Below are 16,838 nucleotides of genomic sequence, written 5' to 3'. Positions count from 1 at the left end.
GCGGGCGGCGAGCCGTGGGCCCTCTCCTTCCCCGCCCCCGCCGGCGTCCGGTCGGTCCGCCCGGCGTCCACCCGCCCCGCCCGACCCACCCGCCCCGCCCGCCCCGCTCAGCTCAGTCCACCCGGGCCGCGAACAGCCGCTGCCCCAGCAGCCCCATCGGGTGCCCGTCCTCCGGGAGGGCAAGGACGGTCGGGCAGCCCGCGGCGGTGAGGGCGGCCCGCCAGCGTTCCGCCGGGTGGGCGGTGAGGCCGCGGGCGTCGCCGGTGATGAGCAGGTCGAGCTGTTCGGCGGTGGACGCGAGCAGGAGCAGTCGGCCGCCGGGGGCGAGCAGCCGGACCAGGGCCGGGACTTCTTCCTCCGGCAGGCCGGTGGCGGTGGCGACGACGACGTCGTAGCGCCCGCCGTCGGGGGCCTGGTGGTGTTCGGCGTCGGGCCGGGGCCGGGCGGCGAGGGCGCGGGCGACGGCGGTCTCGGCGCCGTCGAGGTCGAGGTCGAGTTCGAGGACGCGCAGCGGTGCCGGGCCGTCGTGGGTTTCGGCGGTGCCGCGGACGAGTGCGCCGAGGGCGGCGCCGAGGTAGCCGCGGGCGGCGGCCCAGCGGACCGGGGCGGCGGCCGGACGGGCCGGGTCCTCGCCGGTGATCAGCCGGGGGAGCCGCAGGGCGCCGCGCCGTACCCGGTCCAGGGCGGCGGCCGGGCCGAGCCCGTCGGCCCAGGCTTCGACGGGCGGCCGCCAGGCCTCCCGGACGTCGGCGGGGGTGGGTTCGGGGCCGCCGTGGAAGACCGGGCCCTGGGCGCCGCCGTCGTGGCGGGTGATGAGGCCGTGCCGGGCGAGCGCGTCGAGCCAGCGGGCGACCCGGGGGCGCTGGGCGGGGGTGACCAGGGCGGTGGCGAGGACTTCGGCCTCGGGGTAGCCGCGGGTGGGGTCGGTGAGGACGCCGTTGTGCTGGAGGGCGGACAGCAGGGACGTGAGTACGGCCCGGTCGAGCTGGTCGCCGAACTCGCGGACTTGTTCGGCGGTGACGCCGATGCTGTGCTTCCAGGCGGCGGCCGTGGCGGTTTCGGCGTCGGTGCGCAGGCGGCGGTCGGCGGCTTCGGTGTTGCTGTCGGGGGCGCGGACGTGGGCGAGGACGGCGCCGAGCGTGTCGACGGCGGCGTACACGTCGTCCTGGCCGGGTTCGGGGCCGACGTGCAGGACGAGGCGCAGTGCGCTCAGGTCGTGGGCGGCGTGGCCGGGCAGTCGGCTGAGCCGCCAGAGCAGTGCGGAGGGCAGGCTGAGGTGGGTGGTGCGGTGGGCGGCGAGGGCGGCGAGCTGTTCGTCGGGGTGCTGGTCGGGGTCGCCGCAGTGGACGGTGCCGCCGGCCAGCAGGGTGGCGAGGGCGAGGTCGACGGCGAGGTCGGTGGCGGGGTGCAGCACGGTGTGGCGGATGGGCGGGGGGCCGAGGACGCCGGCCCAGTAGCGCAGCCGCTGTTCGGCGGCGCGGGCGGCGGAGGGTGCCAACGCGGCGTGCTGGGCGACGCGTTCGGCGAGGGCGCGGGGCAGGCCGCCGGGAGGGGAGACGCCGAGCAGCAGGCCTATGCCGCTGATCGCGCGCCCGTCGGCGACGACGGCGGGCCGGTCGCCGAGCTCGCGCAGCGCGCTGACCAGGGCAGGAGTCGTGGGCACGGTGATCACTCCGGGGTGCGGGGGAGAAACCGCACTACTGAACCATGAGGTCGGGGCGGGGGATGCCGTGTACGAGTCAAGCTTCCGTAATGATTTTCATATCGGACAGCCAAGCTGTCCGGGTCAATTCGGCACCAAGAGGGCACATCACAACAATTCGGACGCCGAGACTCTCGCTCCGTGCGTCCGGAAGCTCACGTTCCGCAGGTCCGGTGCGATCCCTTGACAGTCGGTTCGGGTACTGGATTACTAGGCCCGAGTGCGCCTGACCGAACGATCGGTAGGCCGCTCCGGATGGGCCGACCAGCGAAGGAGCGACGATGACCGGCACCGCACCCGCCCCGCGCCGACACCTCGGGGAGCCGATCCCGCCCGAGCTCCTGGACGCCGGCGAGCGGATGGACCCGGCCGAGCTGCGCGCCCACCAGCTCACCCGGCTGCGGACCACCCTGCGGCACGCCTACGACAACGTCGCGCTCTACCGCCGCAAGTTCGACGCGGCCGGGGTCCACCCCGAGGACTGCCGCACCCTGGCGGACCTCGCCCGCTTCCCCTTCACCACCAAGGCCGACCTGCGCGAGGGCTACCCCTTCGGCATGTTCGCCGTCCCGATGGAGCGGGTCCGCCGGATCCACGCCTCCAGCGGCACCACCGGACAGCCGACCGTCGTCGGCTACACCGACAACGACCTCTCCATGTGGGCCGACGTCGTCGCCCGCTCGATCCGCGCGGCCGGCGGCAGACCCGGCCACAAGGTGCACATCGCCTACGGCTACGGGCTGTTCACCGGCGGCCTCGGCGCCCACTACGGCGCCGAACGGGCCGGCTGCACCGTCATCCCGGCCTCCGGCGGCATGACGGCCCGCCAGGTGCAGCTGATCCGCGACTTCGAGCCCGAGATCATCATGGTCACCCCGTCCTACCTGCTCACCCTGCTGGACGAGTTCGAGAAGCAGGGCATCGACCCGCGCCGCACCTCGCTCAAGGTCGGCATCTTCGGCGCCGAACCCTGGACGGAGGAGATGCGCCGCGAGATCGAGGAACGGCTCGACCTGCACGCCGTCGACATCTACGGCCTCTCCGAGGTCGTCGGCCCGGGCGTCGCCCAGGAGTGCGTGGAGACCAAGGACGGGCTGCACATCTGGGAGGACCACTTCTACCCGGAGATCGTCGACCCGTTCACCGACGAGGTGCTGCCCGACGGCGAGGGCGGCGAACTGGTCTTCACCTCCCTCACCAAGGAGGCGCTGCCCGTCATCCGCTACCGCACCCGCGACCTCAGCCGCCTGCTGCCCGGCACCGCGCGCCCGGCCTTCCGGCGGATGGAGAAGGTCACCGGGCGCAGCGACGACATGATCATCCTGCGCGGGGTCAACGTCTTCCCGACCCAGATCGAGGAGGTCCTGCTGCGCACCCCGGGCGTCGCGCCGCACTTCCAGCTGCGGCTCACCCGGGAGGGGCGGCTGGACCGGATGGCCGTCCGGGTCGAGGCGCGGCCGGACGCGCCCGCCGAGCAGCGGGAAGCGGCGCGGGAGGCGATCGTCCGGGCGGTGAAGGACGGGGTCGGCGTCACCGTCGCGGTCGAGGTGGTCGAGCCGTACACGCTGGAGCGCTCGGTCGGGAAGATCAAGCGCGTGGTGGACGAGCGGGGGTGACCCGGACGGCCGGGGCCGGCGGGGAGCGGACGGGAGCGGCGGGACCACCGGTGTCGGTCGCCCGCCCCGCCGACCGTGCGTACGCACCCCCGTACGGGCCCTATGCTGCGCACATGCCGAGTGAGCTGCGCACCCTTCAGCCGGCCGAGGACCTCGCCCTCATCCGGCGTGAGACCGAGCTGAAGCCCGTCCCCTTCGTGCCCGAGATCCGCCTGCACATGGCCGAGGACGCCATCACCCTCTGGGAGACCACCGAGCGGGCGCGCGGGCGGGCCGGGCTGCCGCCACCGTTCTGGGCCTTCGCCTGGGCGGGCGGGGTGGCCGTCGCCCGCTACCTGCTCGACCACCCCGAACTCGTGGCGGGCCGTACGGTGTTGGACGTCGCCGCCGGATCCGGGCTGGTCGGGGTGGCCGCCGCGCTGCGCGGGGCGGCCTCGGTGCGCGCGGCCGAGATCGACGCCTACGCGGTGGCCGCGATCGGGCTGAACGCCGAGGCCAACGGGGTGCGGGTGGACGGCGCCCTGGTGGACCTGGTCGACGGGGACGGCGCCCCGGCCGACGTGGTGCTCGCGGGCGACGTCTTCTACGAACGGGCCATGGCCGCCCGCTTCCTGCCCTTCCTGGAGCGGGCCGCCGCGCGCGGCGCCACCGTCGTCGTCGGGGACCCCGGCCGCGCCTACCTGCCGCGTGACCGGTTCACGGCGGTCGCGGAGTACCGGGTGCCGGTGGTGGCGGACCTGGAGGACACCGCCGTCAAGACCACCACGGTGTGGCGGCTCGGCGGCTGACGGGCGGGGCGCGACCGGGGGCCTCCGGCCCGCCGCCCGTCCGCGCGCCGGTTCTGGCCGCAGCCGGTCCGACCCGGCGCCCGTCCGGGGAGTGGAATTCCCCGTGGCGAGGCGAAACCTGCTGGTAGACAGGCCGGTATGAGCGAACCGATCGTCCTGCGCCCCGCCACCCCCGACGAGATCCCGGCCCTGCTCGCCCTCTGGGCCAGGGCCGCCAAGGGCACCAGCATCACGGACGACGAGGCGGGCGTGGCCGCGCTGCTCGCCCGTGACCCGGACTGCCTGATCGTCGCCACCCCGGCCGACGACCCGACGGCCCTCCTCGGCACCGTGATCGCCGGCTGGGACGGCTGGCGCTGCCATCTCTACCGCCTCGCCGTCGACCCCGCGCACCGCCGCCGGGGCATCGGAGCGGCCCTGCTGGCCGCGGCCGAGGAGCGCTTCGCCGCGCTCGGCGGCCGGCGGGCCGACGCCATGGTGCTCCACGACAACGCCCTGGGCCACCGAACCTGGCAGGCCGCCGGGTACGCGCCGGAGACCCGGTGGAGCCGCTGGGTCAAGCCGCTGGGCGGCTGACCTCCGGGGCGGCGGATGCCGGGCACCCGCCGCCCCGGAGGTCGGCCCCATCCGGGAGGGAGGAATCAGCCGCGCAGACGGGCCAGCCAGGCCTCGACCTCGTCGGAGCGGCGGGGGAGGCCGGCCGAGAGGTTCTCGTTGCCGTCCTCGGTGACCAGGATGTCGTCCTCGATCCGCGCGCCGATGCCCCGGTACTCCTGCGGCACCGTCAGGTCGTTCTCCTGGAAGTAGATGCCGGGCTCGACGGTGAGCACCATGCCCGGCTTCAGCGGGCCGTCCACGTGGATCTCGGTGAGCGAGTGGGCGCAGTCGTGGACGTCGATGCCCAGCATGTGGCCGGTGCCCGCCAGGGTGAACCGGCGGTGCAGGCCCAGCTCGTACACCTTGTCGGCGGTCAGGTCGCCGAACAGGCCCCAGGAAGTGAGGTGTTCGGCGAGCTCGCGCTGTGCGGCGCGGTGGAAGTCGCGGAAGTCCGCGCCCGGCTTCACCGCCGCGATGCCGGCCTCCTGGGCCGCGTACACGGCGTCGTAGACCTTGCGCTGGAGATCGGTGAAGCGGCCGTCGACGGGGAGGGTGCGGGTGATGTCGGCGGTGTAGAGGTGGTTGGTCTCCACGCCCGCGTCGAGGAGCAGCAGGTCGCCGGGCCGGGCGTGGCCGTCGTTGCGCACCCAGTGCATGGTGGTGGCGTGCGGGCCGGCGGCGGCGATGGTGCCGTAGCCCACGTCGTTGCCCTCGATCCGGGCCCGGACGAAGAAGGTGCCTTCGATCAGCCGCTCCGCCGTCGCGGTGTCGGTGCCGAGGACGCGCACCACGTCCTCGAAGCCGCGGGCGGTGGCCTCGCACGCGAAGCGCAGCTCGGCGATCTCGAACTCGTCCTTGACCAGGCGCAGCCCGGACAGGAAGACCTCGAACTCCTCGTCGCGCTCGGCGACGGCGGTGTCCGCGAGGGCCGCCTCGACGCCCGCGTCGTGGCGGCGCAGCACGCGCACCGGGCCGGTGGCCGCGCGCAGGTCGGCCCGGACGGTGCGGACGTCCCGGCAGGGCAGGCCGAGCAGTCGCTCGCTCTCGGTGAGGCTGTTGCGGCGGCCGTCCCACAGTTCGCCGTGGGTGTCCAGCCAGAACTCGCCGTTGTCGACCTCCGAGCGGTCGCGCAGGTAGAGGACGGCGGTGTGGCCGCTCTCGCCGGCCGGCTCCAGGACCAGCACGGCGTCCTGGGACTGGTCGCCGGTCAGGTAGGCGTAGTCGGAGGACGGGCGGAACGGGTAGTCGGTGTCGTTGGCCCGGACCTTGGGGGTGCCGGACGGGACCACCAGCAGCTCGCCGGGGAAGGCGGCGGACAGCTCGGCGCGCCGGCGGGCGGTGTGCGCGGCCTGGGGGACCGGCTCCAGGGCGGTGCGCTCGGTGTCGGCCCAGCCCTGCTTCATGTTCTCGGCGAGTTCGTCCGTGACGCCGCGGGTCAGGCCGTTCTTCCGGTACTTGATGGTGTCGGCGGGCTCGGTCACTACGGTCTCCTGGTGAGGGTGGTGGATGCGAGGTGCTTCGCTACGCTGCCCCGTCCGTAGGCATGCGTCCCGTACGGTATATCGAACGGTGCCGGGAGAGAAGAGGTCGAGCGTGAACGGTTCCGAGGAATCGGTCGGCGGCGGGGTGGCGGTGACCTCGGAGGTCGGGGGGTCCGTCCCGGCCGCGGAGTCCGTCCGGGGCGTCCTCGCCGCGAACCTGAAGCGGGTCCGGGCCCAGCGCGGGCTCTCGCTGTCCGAGCTGTCCCGGCGGGCCGGGATCGGCAAGGCGACGCTCTCCCAGCTGGAGTCCGGCGCCGGCAACCCGACGCTGGAGACCGTCCTCGGGCTCTCCCGGGTGCTCGGCGTGCCGATCTCCGACCTGGTGGAGGGCCGCCCTGCCGACGAGGTGACGGTGGTGCGGGCGGCCGAGGCCGAGGTGCTGAGCGGCCGGGGCGTCGACCTGCGGCTGCTGCGCCGCACGGAGGCCGGGGACGTGGTGTTCGAGGTCTACGACCAGCAGGTGCGCACCGACGGCACCCAGATCTCCGGCGGCCACATCGGGACCGAGCACACCATCGTCCAGGCCGGCCGGCTGCGGGTCCGGGCGGGCCGCCGCGAGGTCGAGCTCGGCCCGGGCGACTACGTCGGCTTCGACGCGGCCCTGCCGCACTCGTACACCGCCCTGGGCGGCGAGCCGGTCCGCTCGGTCCTGCTGCTCCAGTACCGCGCCGAGCAGCGGCTGCACCTCGCCGACGCTGCGGAGGAGCCCGCGCTGCGGCCCGACCACTGACGGAGATCGTTCGGTTTACCGAATGCCCTCCCGTCTCCCGTCTCCCTGCGACCCGGCCCTGCGACCCGGCCCCGCGACCCGGGAGAGCATGCCAAGCGCGGCGGCCGGGCGGCCATGTATTAGCCTCGGGGCCTAATGGTCAAGGAAGTGCCAGGTCAGGGCGGCTGCGGGGAGCCTGGGGAGGGTTCGTGATCACACTGGGGTTCGGCGTCGCCGACCTCGCCAGGACCCGGTTCGTCGTCTCGCCGCTCGACCACCTGATGACCGGCGCCGCCCGGCTGGGCGTCCACGCCTGCGTCGGGCCGCGCAGCGAGCGCTGGTGGCGGGACGCCCGGCGCCATGTGCCGCACCGGGCCGGGCCCTTCCTCGACCTCGTCAACGCCAGCGGCATGGGCGTCCCCAACTTCATGGCGGCCGACCTCGACGCCGTCCGCCGGCAGCTGACCGACGAACTCGACGCGATCCTCGCCATCACCCGGCAGACCTTCGAACAGGACCTCGCGATGTTCGGCACCGAGGCCGAACTCCCCACCGCCCTCGCCCGGTTGCGCGACGACGGCACCCAAGGCCTGCGGCAGGTCGGCGACGCGGCCTGGGCGCTGTTCCGCTCCTGCCTGGCCCCGGACTGGCCCGAGATCCGCCGCCTGGTGGAAGCCGACATCGCCGACCGGGCCCGCACCGCCGCCCGCTCCGGCATCGGCGCGATGCTCGATTCCCTGCACCCGCAGGCGACCTGGCGCGACGAAGGCGTCCTGGAGTGCACCCTCGGCGACGCGGAGGGCACCTTCCAGCTGGGCGGCCGGGGGCTGGAACTGCGGCCCAACTACTTCGTCCAGCAGGGCCTCGGCCTCCTGGCCGGCCACGACCGGCAGAGCGTGCTGGTCCACCCGGTCGGCTCCCCGGCCGCCGAACCCCCGTCCCGCCCGCCGGCCGCCGACGGCCTCGCCACCGTCCTCGGCCCCGCCCGCGCCCGCGTCCTGCGCACCGTCGCCGGCAGCCCCTGCTCCACCACCGAACTCGCCCACCGGCTCGGCGTCACCCCGCCCTCCGCCTCCGCGCACGCCGTCGCCCTGCGCGCGGCCGGCCTGATCGCCACCCGGCGGGAGGGCAAGCAGGTCCGCCACACCCTCACCGACGTCGGCCACGACCTCCTCGTCGACAACCCGCAACCCCCGCAACGGGCCTGACGGCAAACCGGTTCGAGCCGTGCCCGGGCTGCCGCTACGATGCCACCCTGCTTTGTGCACCCATGGGAATTGACGGAAAGTCAATCGAACGGGAGGGCCCTCGACATGGTCTGGCAGGCACCGGAACCGGCGGTCGCCGTACTCCGCAGGCTGGAAGGCGCCTACGCCCCGGCGGTGCCGGGGGAGGTCCGGAACGCCCGGGAGAGCGTCGCGGCCCTGGAGTTCCTGCTGCGTTTCACCACGCTGCTCGCCGTCTGCACGCTCCGGTCCGCCGGAGTGGAGGAATTCGGGCCCGGGCGGTCTCCCGGCTACCGCGACTGGGAGGAGAGTCTGGTGGCACTGAGCCGTGACACCAGGGAAGTCACGGAGAACGGCCTGGTCGTCGCCCGGGTGCGCTCGGCCGTCGAGGACCTGGTCCGGCTCCACGGTGAGGGCCCGGGGAAGGACGTGCCCTTCGCGAAGTTCAAGCTGCTCCGCGACCACCTCAGCCACGCCGGCCCGGTCGGCGCGGCCTGGGAGAAGCTGGTGGACGCCCCGGTCCGGAGGCTCTGGGACGTCGTCGCGGACGGGTTGGCGGACGCCCGGATCGAGATCGAACCGGGCAGTCCCGAGGGCCGCCCGGTGCTGGTGCACGGGAGCGAGCGGGTGCAGCTCTTCCCGTTCTTCTACGCCTCGAAGGACGGGTCCTGGCAGGTCTTCTCCGGCTTCAACGGCCAGAAGCCGTCCTACATGTCCTTCGGGCCCGCGAAGTGGACGCTGACCTACGCGGTCTCCGCCGACACGGTGGGGTGGCTGGAGACGCTGGTGAAGAAACCTGGACCGCGCGACAGAGCCCGGAAGACCTTCCTCGAACACGTGGTCGCGGACCTGCAGCCGTTCCGGGAGAAGCACCTCCCGGTGAAGGTCGAGGACGCCCCGCCGAGCCTGGGGGACACCGGGTTCGCCATCACCTGGTCGCAGGCGGCGAGCAGCGGGCCCGAGGAGCGGAACGACCGGTTCAGGACCGGACCGGACGAGCGCCGGGAGTGGCGCTCCGGGACGGACACCTGGGTGTCGTACCGGACCTTCCTGCGGACGATCGCGAACCTGCCCGTGGCGGCGCGTCGACTCCAGTGGGAGATGGAGGAGCTGGAGGACCGCCTGAGGGCGGAGGAGAAGGACCAACTGAACTGGCAGTCCGAGGTGGTGCTGCGCCCGGCCACCGTCGTCGTCAAGGACTTCGGCTCGCGCGGCGCCGAGCCGCCGGCGCAGCCGTTCAACGAGCTGATCGACCACCTCGACAACAACATCGGGGTGGAACAGGCGCAGACCCTGCTCTACTTCGTCAACGGCGAGGCCGGCATCGGCAAGACCAGGGCCATGCTGACGGTGGCGCTGGAGCGGGCCGCCGAACTCGCCGAGGTGTCGGATCCCGGTGACATCGACCGACCGCTCCTGCTGTACATCCAGTCGACCGGCCGCGTCCTGAAAGGGTTGACCGAGGCGGTCAACCACGCGACGAGCGAGACCCGGAACCTCCCCGCCGGCGCGGTGAAGACGCTGTGCCGCAACGGCGTGATCGCCCTTCTCGTCGACGGGTTCGACGAGCTCATCGGAGGCGCCGGCTTCGACGACGCGGTCGGCGACCTGCTTCCCTGGCTGAAGGATCTCGGCGGGCGGGGGATCCTGGTCGTCTCGGCCCGCTCGTCGTACTACGAGAACCAGTTCCGGGAGAGCCTCCGGAAGGCCGAGAGGATCGGCGACACGGTCCGCCACCGGATCGCGGAGATGCAGAAGTGGGGGCGGGAGGAGAGCCGGACGTTCCTCACCGACAACGGGGTCCCGGCGTCGCGGCTGAGCGGCATCAGCAAGGACGACTGGGAACTGCTCGGACTCCCCTTCTTCGCCCGCTCGTTCGTCGAACTGGCGCGCCAGGGCAGCGACATGTCCGGCGGCTCGTCGGATCTGATGGGGCACCTGGTGGCGGGTTACCTCGTCCGTGAGGAGGACAAGCTCCGGGATCCCGCGAACGGGAACGCCCCGATGCTCACCCGGGAGCAGATCAGCCAGGTCTTCGAGCACGTGGTCGACTTCATGGTCGGCAACAAGGAGCGTGAGGTCGACCTGGACAGCCTGGAGTGGTCCGCCGCGATGGTCCTCGGGGTGGACGACCCCAAGGAGCTGGAGGAGGACTATGCACACCTGCGGAAGCGGCTCTCGGTCCTGTGTGGCATGACGGCCCAGGCACGCCCCGACGACGAGGGCGGCCGGCGGTTCGCCTTCCAGCACGAGCTGTTCTTCGACTACTTCCTCGCCCAGTTGGTGATCGGAAACATCCGCAGAGGCGACAACCGCTCCGTCCAGCGTCTGCTGTGCGCGGTCGAGTGGCGGTCGGCCATGACGCGGCGGGTGGCGGCCGAGATCGGGTCGGACGAGCTGGTCGACGTCGTGCGCGACTTCGATCCGGCATCGGCCGACCGCGTATCCGCGGCCGGCCGTGACATGGCGGCGCGGAACCTGGGGTCGCTCTGGTCGGCGAGCATGCGGGCGACCTCGCAAGCACCCGAGTACGGCATCAAGGGCGCGACCTTCAGTGGTCCGGTCGACCTCGGCCAGTCGACGGAGCTGCGGACAGAACTCGTCGGCTGCTACCTGCCGGCCCTGGCCGTGCCCTCCGGAAGGAACTGGAACGTCTCCCTGACGAACACCGTCGTCCGCGTCCTGACCGTGCCCCAGACGTGTACGGATCTGTCCGGGCTGCAGGGGGTTCGGCACCATGACCTGAGGGAGCTCCACCTGGGCGGCCGGGCCAGCTACTACCGTCGGCCGGAAATCCTGCATGCCCTGCGGAAGTTGAACGCAGGGGTGGTGGATGCAGGGGTCCAGGAGACGGTGACACCGGTCGCGGTGGACGCTGCGGTCTACTTCCTCCAGCACATCGACTTCGGCGCGATCGGACCGATGACCCTCCAATCGGGCAACTACCTCCCGGACGACCAGCGGCTCAAGTGGATCCGGGAGTACCAGGCCGAGTGGAGGCCATTCGTGGACGCACTGATCGAGGAGGGATTGGCGACCAGCGAGACTCTGTCGGCCAGCGGGAACCGGAAGGTGCGGATCAAGCTTCAGGTCCGTGCTGCCAGGATCCTGGACCGGGACTCCGAGGACTCCAAGGTGCGGGACTTCTGGGAAGGGCGCGCGTCGGCGTAGTCGACGCGGCGGAACGTGGCCGCCCGGACGTCCGTCCGGGCGGCCGTCCGGGCGGCCGGTGCGTCAACCGGGTGGCCCGATGCACCGTCCGGGTGTACGAACGGTGTGGAAACGGGCCGTGAATTGTTCACCTTCGGGGTGTCTGGTGGCGGGGGTCTGCCGCCTCCCTCGTCCGGGTGGACGGGGGTGCGGGCGGCGGGCCGGGAGGGGTTTCCCGGGCGGGCCCGGCGGGGCGTCGCCCCTGCGTACGGGGCATGGGCGGGGGTTTCCGCCCGCCACCGCCGGGAGGCTCGGCCGGGGTGGCCGCCGGGCCGGGTGGCCCGGCGGAGGGCCGGGGGACGGCCGTACGGGCCCCGGCAATCCGCTGACGCCCGGCGCCGCTCCGGGCATCATGGCCCGCGACGGGACATCGCGGGACAGGCGGAGCGGTACACGCGGAACGGGGAGTCGACCGATGAGAAGGCCGATGGTGGAGTTCGGCTGTGCGACGTGTTACGGCGAGGACGCACAGGCGGTGTGGCGGGGGCAGCGGCAGGGCTTCGAGCACGAGGCCGACGTGGTGGACGGCTCGCACTTCTCGGTGGACGTCCGGCGCTGCCGGGGCTGTTCGCAGCGGTTTGTCTGGATCTTCACCGAGCTCGTCGACTGGATGGGCGGTGACGACTCCCGCTACGTGACGGTCATGCCGCTCACCGCCGCCGAGGCGACCGGCCTGGTCGCGGGCACCCTGCGCCCCTTCGACCTCGGCTCCCTCGGCCGTGACCGCCGCCGGCTGGACCACGACTGGCCGACCGGCGGCCCGGCGGGCGTCCGGTGGAACTCCGGCTCGTTCACGGTCCGGGAAGCCCGCTGAGGCCCGTTGAGACCCGTTGAGGCCCGCTGAGTCGCGCTGAGTCGCGCTGAGGCCCGCTGAGGCCTGCACGGGTGGCATGTTGATCGCTTGTCTACCGCCCCCTGCGAACCTGCGGACGCTTGTCCACACGCGAGTAGGGAGCGTCCTCAGTGGTGCGAAGGTTCGTCGTCCGTAAGGTTGTTGTCCGTAGGGCCGTCGTCCGCGCGGCGGTCGCCGGGGCGGTGCTGGCGTCGGTGCCGGCCGCCGTCGCCCTGGGCGGGGGAGGCTTCCCGTCGCACGGTTCCCCGGCCGCGCCGCCGGCGCAGGCCTGCGGCGGGTCGCCCGACGTGCAGTGCCTGGCGAACAGGATCGCGTGGAACGGGACGGGCCTGGTGATCATCGTTCCGCGCGGGGACTGAGGGCGCGGTCGGCGGTGGCCAGGGCGGTCAGCATCAGCTTCGCGTCGGCGCTCTCCGTCGCGCTCAGCCGGTCGAGCAGGAGCCGCGCCCGCGCCTGGTGCTCCAGCGCGCCGAGGTGGTCGCCGCGGGCGGCCATCGCGCCGGCCGACACCAGGTGGGCGAGGGCGAGTTCACGCTGCCGCCCGCCCTCGGCGGCCAGGCCCAGCGCCCGCTCCGCCTGCTGCCCGGCCTCGTCGACCCGCCCGAGCAGGCGCAGGACGTCGGCCAGGCGGCTCCGCGCCGCCGACTCTCGGTCCGGGTCGCCGACCAGGACCGCGCAGTCGATGCAGGACCGCAACTGCGCCGCGGCGTCGTCGAGTCGGCCCAGCACCTGGTACGCGATGCCCAGGACGTAGTGCACGTACGCGGTCACCCCGGCGTCGGCGGTTCCGCCGGGGCCCGGGTCGGCGAGGAGCCGCCGACAGGTCTCGACCGCCCCGGCGGCCTGCCCGCTGCGGATCCGGGACAGGGCGGCGTTCGCGGCGCTCGCCACCTCGCCGGAACGGTGGCCGAGCCGCCGGGCGTGCTCCGCCGCCCGGTCGAAGGCGGCGATCGCCTCGTCGTGCCGGCCCTCGGCCTGGGCGATCAGGCCCAGGTCGTTGAGGGCCTGCCGGAGCACCGCCGGGTCGTCCGCCTCCTGGCAGGCGCAGGCGGCCAGCCGGGCCTCGTTGCCCGCCTCGGCGAGCCGGGCAGCGGCCAGCAGGACCGTGCCGAGCAGGAACCTGGCCCGGCCCTCCGCCGCCCGGTCCCCGGACGCGACGGCGGCGGTGACGAGCAGCCGGGCCGCCTCCTCCGCCCGGCCGCCGAAGGCGCCCAGGCCGAGCGGGCTGAGGGCGATCAGCAGGTCGACGGCGCAGCGTGGCCCGGCTGCCGGAGCGGGCCGGTCGTCGGCGGTGTCAGGCGGGGTGTCGGCGGTGCCGCGAAGACCGTCGGTGCTGTCACGCGGGGCATCGGCGGTGCCGCGCAGGGTGCCGGCGGTGCCGCGCAGGGCTTCGGCGGCGACGGCCGCCGCGAGCGCCACCGCGACCGGGGTCTCGGCCCGCGCCCAGCGGCGGGCGGCCGCCAGGTCGGCGAAGACCGGGCCGCCGGCGGGCTGCGGAAGCGGCCCGCCGAAGACGTCGGCCACCGGGTCGCCGGGCACGGCGAGGGCGAAGGCCGTGCGGGCGCGGGTGAGCAGCAGGGCGAGCAGGCGGCGGTGGGCGGAGCTTCGTTCGTGGTGGCCGTGCCGCAGGGACGTCCGCCGGGCGAAGGCGCGGACCAGGTCGTGGAAGCGGTACCGCCCGGCGCCGGTCGACTCCAGCAGGGCCTGGTCCACCAGGGCCTCCGCGACGTCCTCGGCCTGACGCTCGGGCAGGCCGAGGAGGGCGGCCGCCGAGGCCAGGCCGATGTCCGGCTCCACCCAGGAGAGCATCCGGAAGGCCGTCGCCAGGGGTGGCGGGAGGAGCCGGTAGCCGAGCTGGAACACCTGCTCGATCGCGGGTAACCCCTCGCGGTCCTCGGCCAGGAGGCGGACGAGTTCGGCGATCGGCCGGCCCGGGGTGGCGGCCAGCCGGGCGGCCGCGATCCGCACGGCCAGCGGGAGACGGCCGCAGGCCTCGACCAGCAGCTCGGCCTGGGCGGGCTGGGCGGACCGGCGGGCGGCGCCGATGACCGAGTCCAGCAGGTCGACGGCCTCCGGCGTGCTGAACACGTCCAGTGCGATGCGCAGGACGGACGGGATGCCGGGCAGGGCGGTGCGACTGGTGACGATCACCGCGCAGTCGGAGGAGCCGGGCAGCAGGGGCTGGACCTGGGCGTCGTCCAGGGCGTTGTCCAGGATGATGAGCAGCCGTCTGTCGGTGGTGGCCGTCCGGAACAGGGCGGACCTGCCCGCGAGGGTCCCGGGTACGGCGGACGGGCGGATGCCCAGGGCGGTCAGGAACTCCGCGAGGATGTCGGACGGGTCGGCGGCTACCGGGTCGGCGCCTCGGAGGTCGGCGTAGAGACGGCCGCCGGGGAAGTCCGGGCGCAGGGTGTGGGCGGCGCGCACGGCGAGGGCGGTCTTGCCGACGCCGGCCATGCCGGTGACGGTGACCAGGCGCAGTCCGGGGGTGGTGCGGTCGGCGAGCGCGCGGGCGACGTCGGCCACTTGGGTCCGGCGGCCGGTGAAGTGCTCTGGTGAGGGCGGGAGTTGGTCGGGGTCCGGGTCCGGGTCCAGCTCGTGGCGCAGGGCGGTGATGTCGGGCCCGGGCTCGATCCCGAGGTGTTCGACCAGTCGGGAGTGGAGCGCGTCGTGGACCGCGCGGGCCTCGGCCGTGCGGCCGTTGTGGTGCAGTGTGCGGATGAGCAGGGCCTGGAGGCGTTCGCGGAAGGGGTGTTCGGCGGCGAGTGACTCCAGCTCCGGCAGCCGGTCGGCGGAAGGGTCGAGGGCGAGGAGCTCTTCCCGGAGGGTGAGTCGAAGCTCCGAGAGGCGGCGGCGCTCGCGGTCCATGAGGGGGCCGGGCAGGTCGGCGAGAGGCTCGCCGCGCCAGAGCGAGAGGGCTTCGCGCAGGTGGTCCCGGGCCCGCTGCGGGGTGGAGGCCTTCCCGGCGAGTTCGTGAAGGTGTTTGACCCACCACAGGTCTATGCGGTCCGGCTCGATCGCGAGCCGGTAGCCACCGGACCGGGAGAGCAGGACGGTCGGCGTCTCGCGGGCCGGCTCCAGCAGCCTGCGCAGCTGCGAGACGTACGAGCGGAGGGTGACGACGGGTGAGCCGGGGGGCTCGTCGCCCCATAGGTCGGAGATCAGCTCATCGACCGGGACGACGGCGTCGGGCCGCAGGAGCAGGGCGACCAGGACGGACCGCTGCCGAGGCGCGCCCAGTTCGATGGTGGAGCCGGAGCGCCGCACCCGCAGCGCGCCGAGTAAGGAGAAGTCGAGCGGACCCGGGTCGTGGGGTAATCGCAAGGGGCTGTACCTCTGTTGGGCGTCGGGGCCTGGTCAGACGGTGCCGAAGTCGCCGGCCTTGATGCCGGAGACGAACGAGTGCCAGGCGTCCCGGCCGAAGGCGAGCTGAGGGCCGTGGGGGTCCTTGCTGTCGCGGACGGGGAGGATGTCCGGGCGGCCGGGCGAGACCTCGATGCAGTTGCCACCGCCGCTGCTGTACGAGGACTTCAGCCAGGAGACGGGCTTGGCGGCTGCGATGGGGAACATGGATTGGTACTCCTTGAGACGCGCGCGGATGAGGGCCAGCGTGTCCGCACATGAGAGGGCTTGGGCCTGGAGCCAATCGTAAGTCCTTGCGAGGGAACGAATCTCGTCCTCGTCCTCGCGCTCGACGTAGCCGCGTTGGATGGTTTCGAGGTAGGCCATCCATGGCTGGCCCGCGGAACGGAGAAGCGTGAACGGCCAGACCGTCGGGAGGTTTTCGCCGAGGCTGGACGGCGCGATCTGCAACATGATGTGGGGGAGGGCGGCGAGACTCTCAAGCCGACGAAGCTGCTCGGCCATGACGAAGGGCCCGCCAACGGGCCGGAGGCAACTCTCCTCCATGACGATGTGGATCGAGGGGGCGGGTTCCCGGTACAGGATGGCCTGCCGTGCCATCCGGACATTCAGGCGTTCAAGGACCTTGTCCCCAGGAATCTCACCCCGTCGCGCCTCGGCGTTGATGATCGCAGATGCGTAGGCCCGCGTCTGGATCAACCCGGGAATGAGGTTCAGCTCGTAGATCTTGAGCGCGCTGGCCTTGGCCTCGTGTTCGAGGTACACGAGGAATCCGCCGATCAAGGTGCTGGCCTTGGCGGTCCAATACAGGACCTCAAGCGCTCCGCAGGTGTCGAGCTCCGTGTCGCACTGCTGGACGAGCTTCAGCGGTGCGGGCCGGTCGCCGTTCTCGACCATGGAGATGAACGAGTCGCTGTAGCTGGTCAGCCGTCCGAGTCCGACCTGCGTGAGTCCCCTCGCCTGGCGGAACCGCCGGAGCTGAACGCCGATGGCCGCGTCCGGAGATGAGGTCGGGTCCACTTTCCGCTGGCGCACGATGACCACCCATTTCCACAGTACTCGCTGTCAAAGTGAAGCTCTTCCGATGCTAGCCACGAATGGCCACGCTTGGTGAGGGGATGGAAACAGAAAGGAACTAGTCAGTGGATATGACGAACAATCAATCCGGTGAAAGCCTCATCCTGCGGCGGAACTTCCCGCCCTGTCGGTGCCCGCGGTGCGGTGACGCCATCC

Annotated in this window: 11 protein-coding genes; 7 read left to right on the top strand and 4 right to left on the bottom strand. The window is 73.2% G+C overall.

Annotated elements, in window-relative coordinates:
• Positions 1-112: 112 nt before the first annotated feature.
• A complete protein-coding gene (locus tag ACFQ6N_RS28610) occupies positions 113-1,663 on the bottom strand; it encodes a hypothetical protein (RefSeq protein ID WP_380654948.1) in 1,551 nt (516 codons plus the stop codon).
• A 320-nt stretch (positions 1,664-1,983) separates the two neighbouring features.
• Between ACFQ6N_RS28610 and paaK the strand changes: the two genes are divergently transcribed.
• The 3 genes from paaK (at position 1,984) to ACFQ6N_RS28595 (ending at position 4,682) form a co-directional block, all read left to right on the top strand.
• A complete protein-coding gene (gene paaK / locus ACFQ6N_RS28605) occupies positions 1,984-3,318 on the top strand; it encodes a phenylacetate--CoA ligase PaaK (RefSeq protein WP_380654945.1) in 1,335 nt (444 codons plus the stop codon).
• Positions 3,319-3,431: 113 nt separating this feature from the next.
• Positions 3,432-4,106, top strand: coding sequence for a class I SAM-dependent methyltransferase (locus tag ACFQ6N_RS28600; RefSeq protein ID WP_380654942.1), 675 nt, complete (start codon positions 3,432-3,434; stop codon positions 4,104-4,106).
• A gap of 138 nt (positions 4,107-4,244) precedes the next feature.
• Positions 4,245-4,682 carry a GNAT family N-acetyltransferase gene (locus ACFQ6N_RS28595; RefSeq protein WP_380654938.1) on the top strand — a complete coding sequence of 146 codons (438 nt, stop codon included), beginning with the start codon at positions 4,245-4,247 and terminating at the stop codon, positions 4,680-4,682.
• Positions 4,683-4,747: 65 nt separating this feature from the next.
• Here the strand turns inward: ACFQ6N_RS28595 and ACFQ6N_RS28590 are convergent, their stop codons facing one another.
• A complete protein-coding gene (locus ACFQ6N_RS28590) occupies positions 4,748-6,211 on the bottom strand; it encodes an aminopeptidase P family protein (protein ID WP_380654996.1) in 1,464 nt (487 codons plus the stop codon).
• Between the two features lie 85 nt (positions 6,212-6,296).
• Between ACFQ6N_RS28590 and ACFQ6N_RS28585 the strand changes: the two genes are divergently transcribed.
• The 4 genes from ACFQ6N_RS28585 (at position 6,297) to ACFQ6N_RS28570 (ending at position 12,203) form a co-directional block, all read left to right on the top strand.
• A complete protein-coding gene (locus ACFQ6N_RS28585) occupies positions 6,297-6,974 on the top strand; it encodes a helix-turn-helix domain-containing protein (protein WP_380654935.1) in 678 nt (225 codons plus the stop codon).
• Positions 6,975-7,162: 188 nt separating this feature from the next.
• Positions 7,163-8,161: an ArsR/SmtB family transcription factor gene (locus ACFQ6N_RS28580; RefSeq protein WP_380654933.1), complete on the top strand. Its 999-nt coding sequence runs from the start codon at positions 7,163-7,165 to the stop codon at positions 8,159-8,161.
• Positions 8,162-8,266: 105 nt separating this feature from the next.
• The gene (locus ACFQ6N_RS28575; protein ID WP_380654930.1) at positions 8,267-11,350 is read left to right on the top strand and encodes a hypothetical protein; all 3,084 of its coding nucleotides are present in this window, start codon (positions 8,267-8,269) and stop codon (positions 11,348-11,350) included.
• 454 nt (positions 11,351-11,804) lie between these two features.
• The gene (locus tag ACFQ6N_RS28570; RefSeq protein ID WP_380654928.1) at positions 11,805-12,203 is read left to right on the top strand and encodes a hypothetical protein; all 399 of its coding nucleotides are present in this window, start codon (positions 11,805-11,807) and stop codon (positions 12,201-12,203) included.
• A gap of 375 nt (positions 12,204-12,578) precedes the next feature.
• Here the strand turns inward: ACFQ6N_RS28570 and ACFQ6N_RS28565 are convergent, their stop codons facing one another.
• Together ACFQ6N_RS28565 and ACFQ6N_RS28560 are read right to left on the bottom strand one after the other, a co-directional pair.
• Positions 12,579-15,566: a BTAD domain-containing putative transcriptional regulator gene (locus ACFQ6N_RS28565; RefSeq protein ID WP_380654925.1), complete on the bottom strand. Its 2,988-nt coding sequence runs from the start codon at positions 15,564-15,566 to the stop codon at positions 12,579-12,581.
• Between the two features lie 33 nt (positions 15,567-15,599).
• Entirely contained in the window at positions 15,600-16,649 is a 1,050-nt protein-coding gene (locus ACFQ6N_RS28560) for a Scr1 family TA system antitoxin-like transcriptional regulator (protein ID WP_380654922.1), read from the bottom strand.
• Between the last annotated feature and the right edge of the window lie 189 nt (positions 16,650-16,838).

This window comes from Kitasatospora sp. NPDC056446, from assembly GCF_042796115.1.
In the GTDB taxonomy this organism is placed as follows: Bacteria; Actinomycetota; Actinomycetes; order Streptomycetales; family Streptomycetaceae; genus Kitasatospora.
This window is presented reverse-complemented; position numbering and strand designations above follow the sequence as displayed.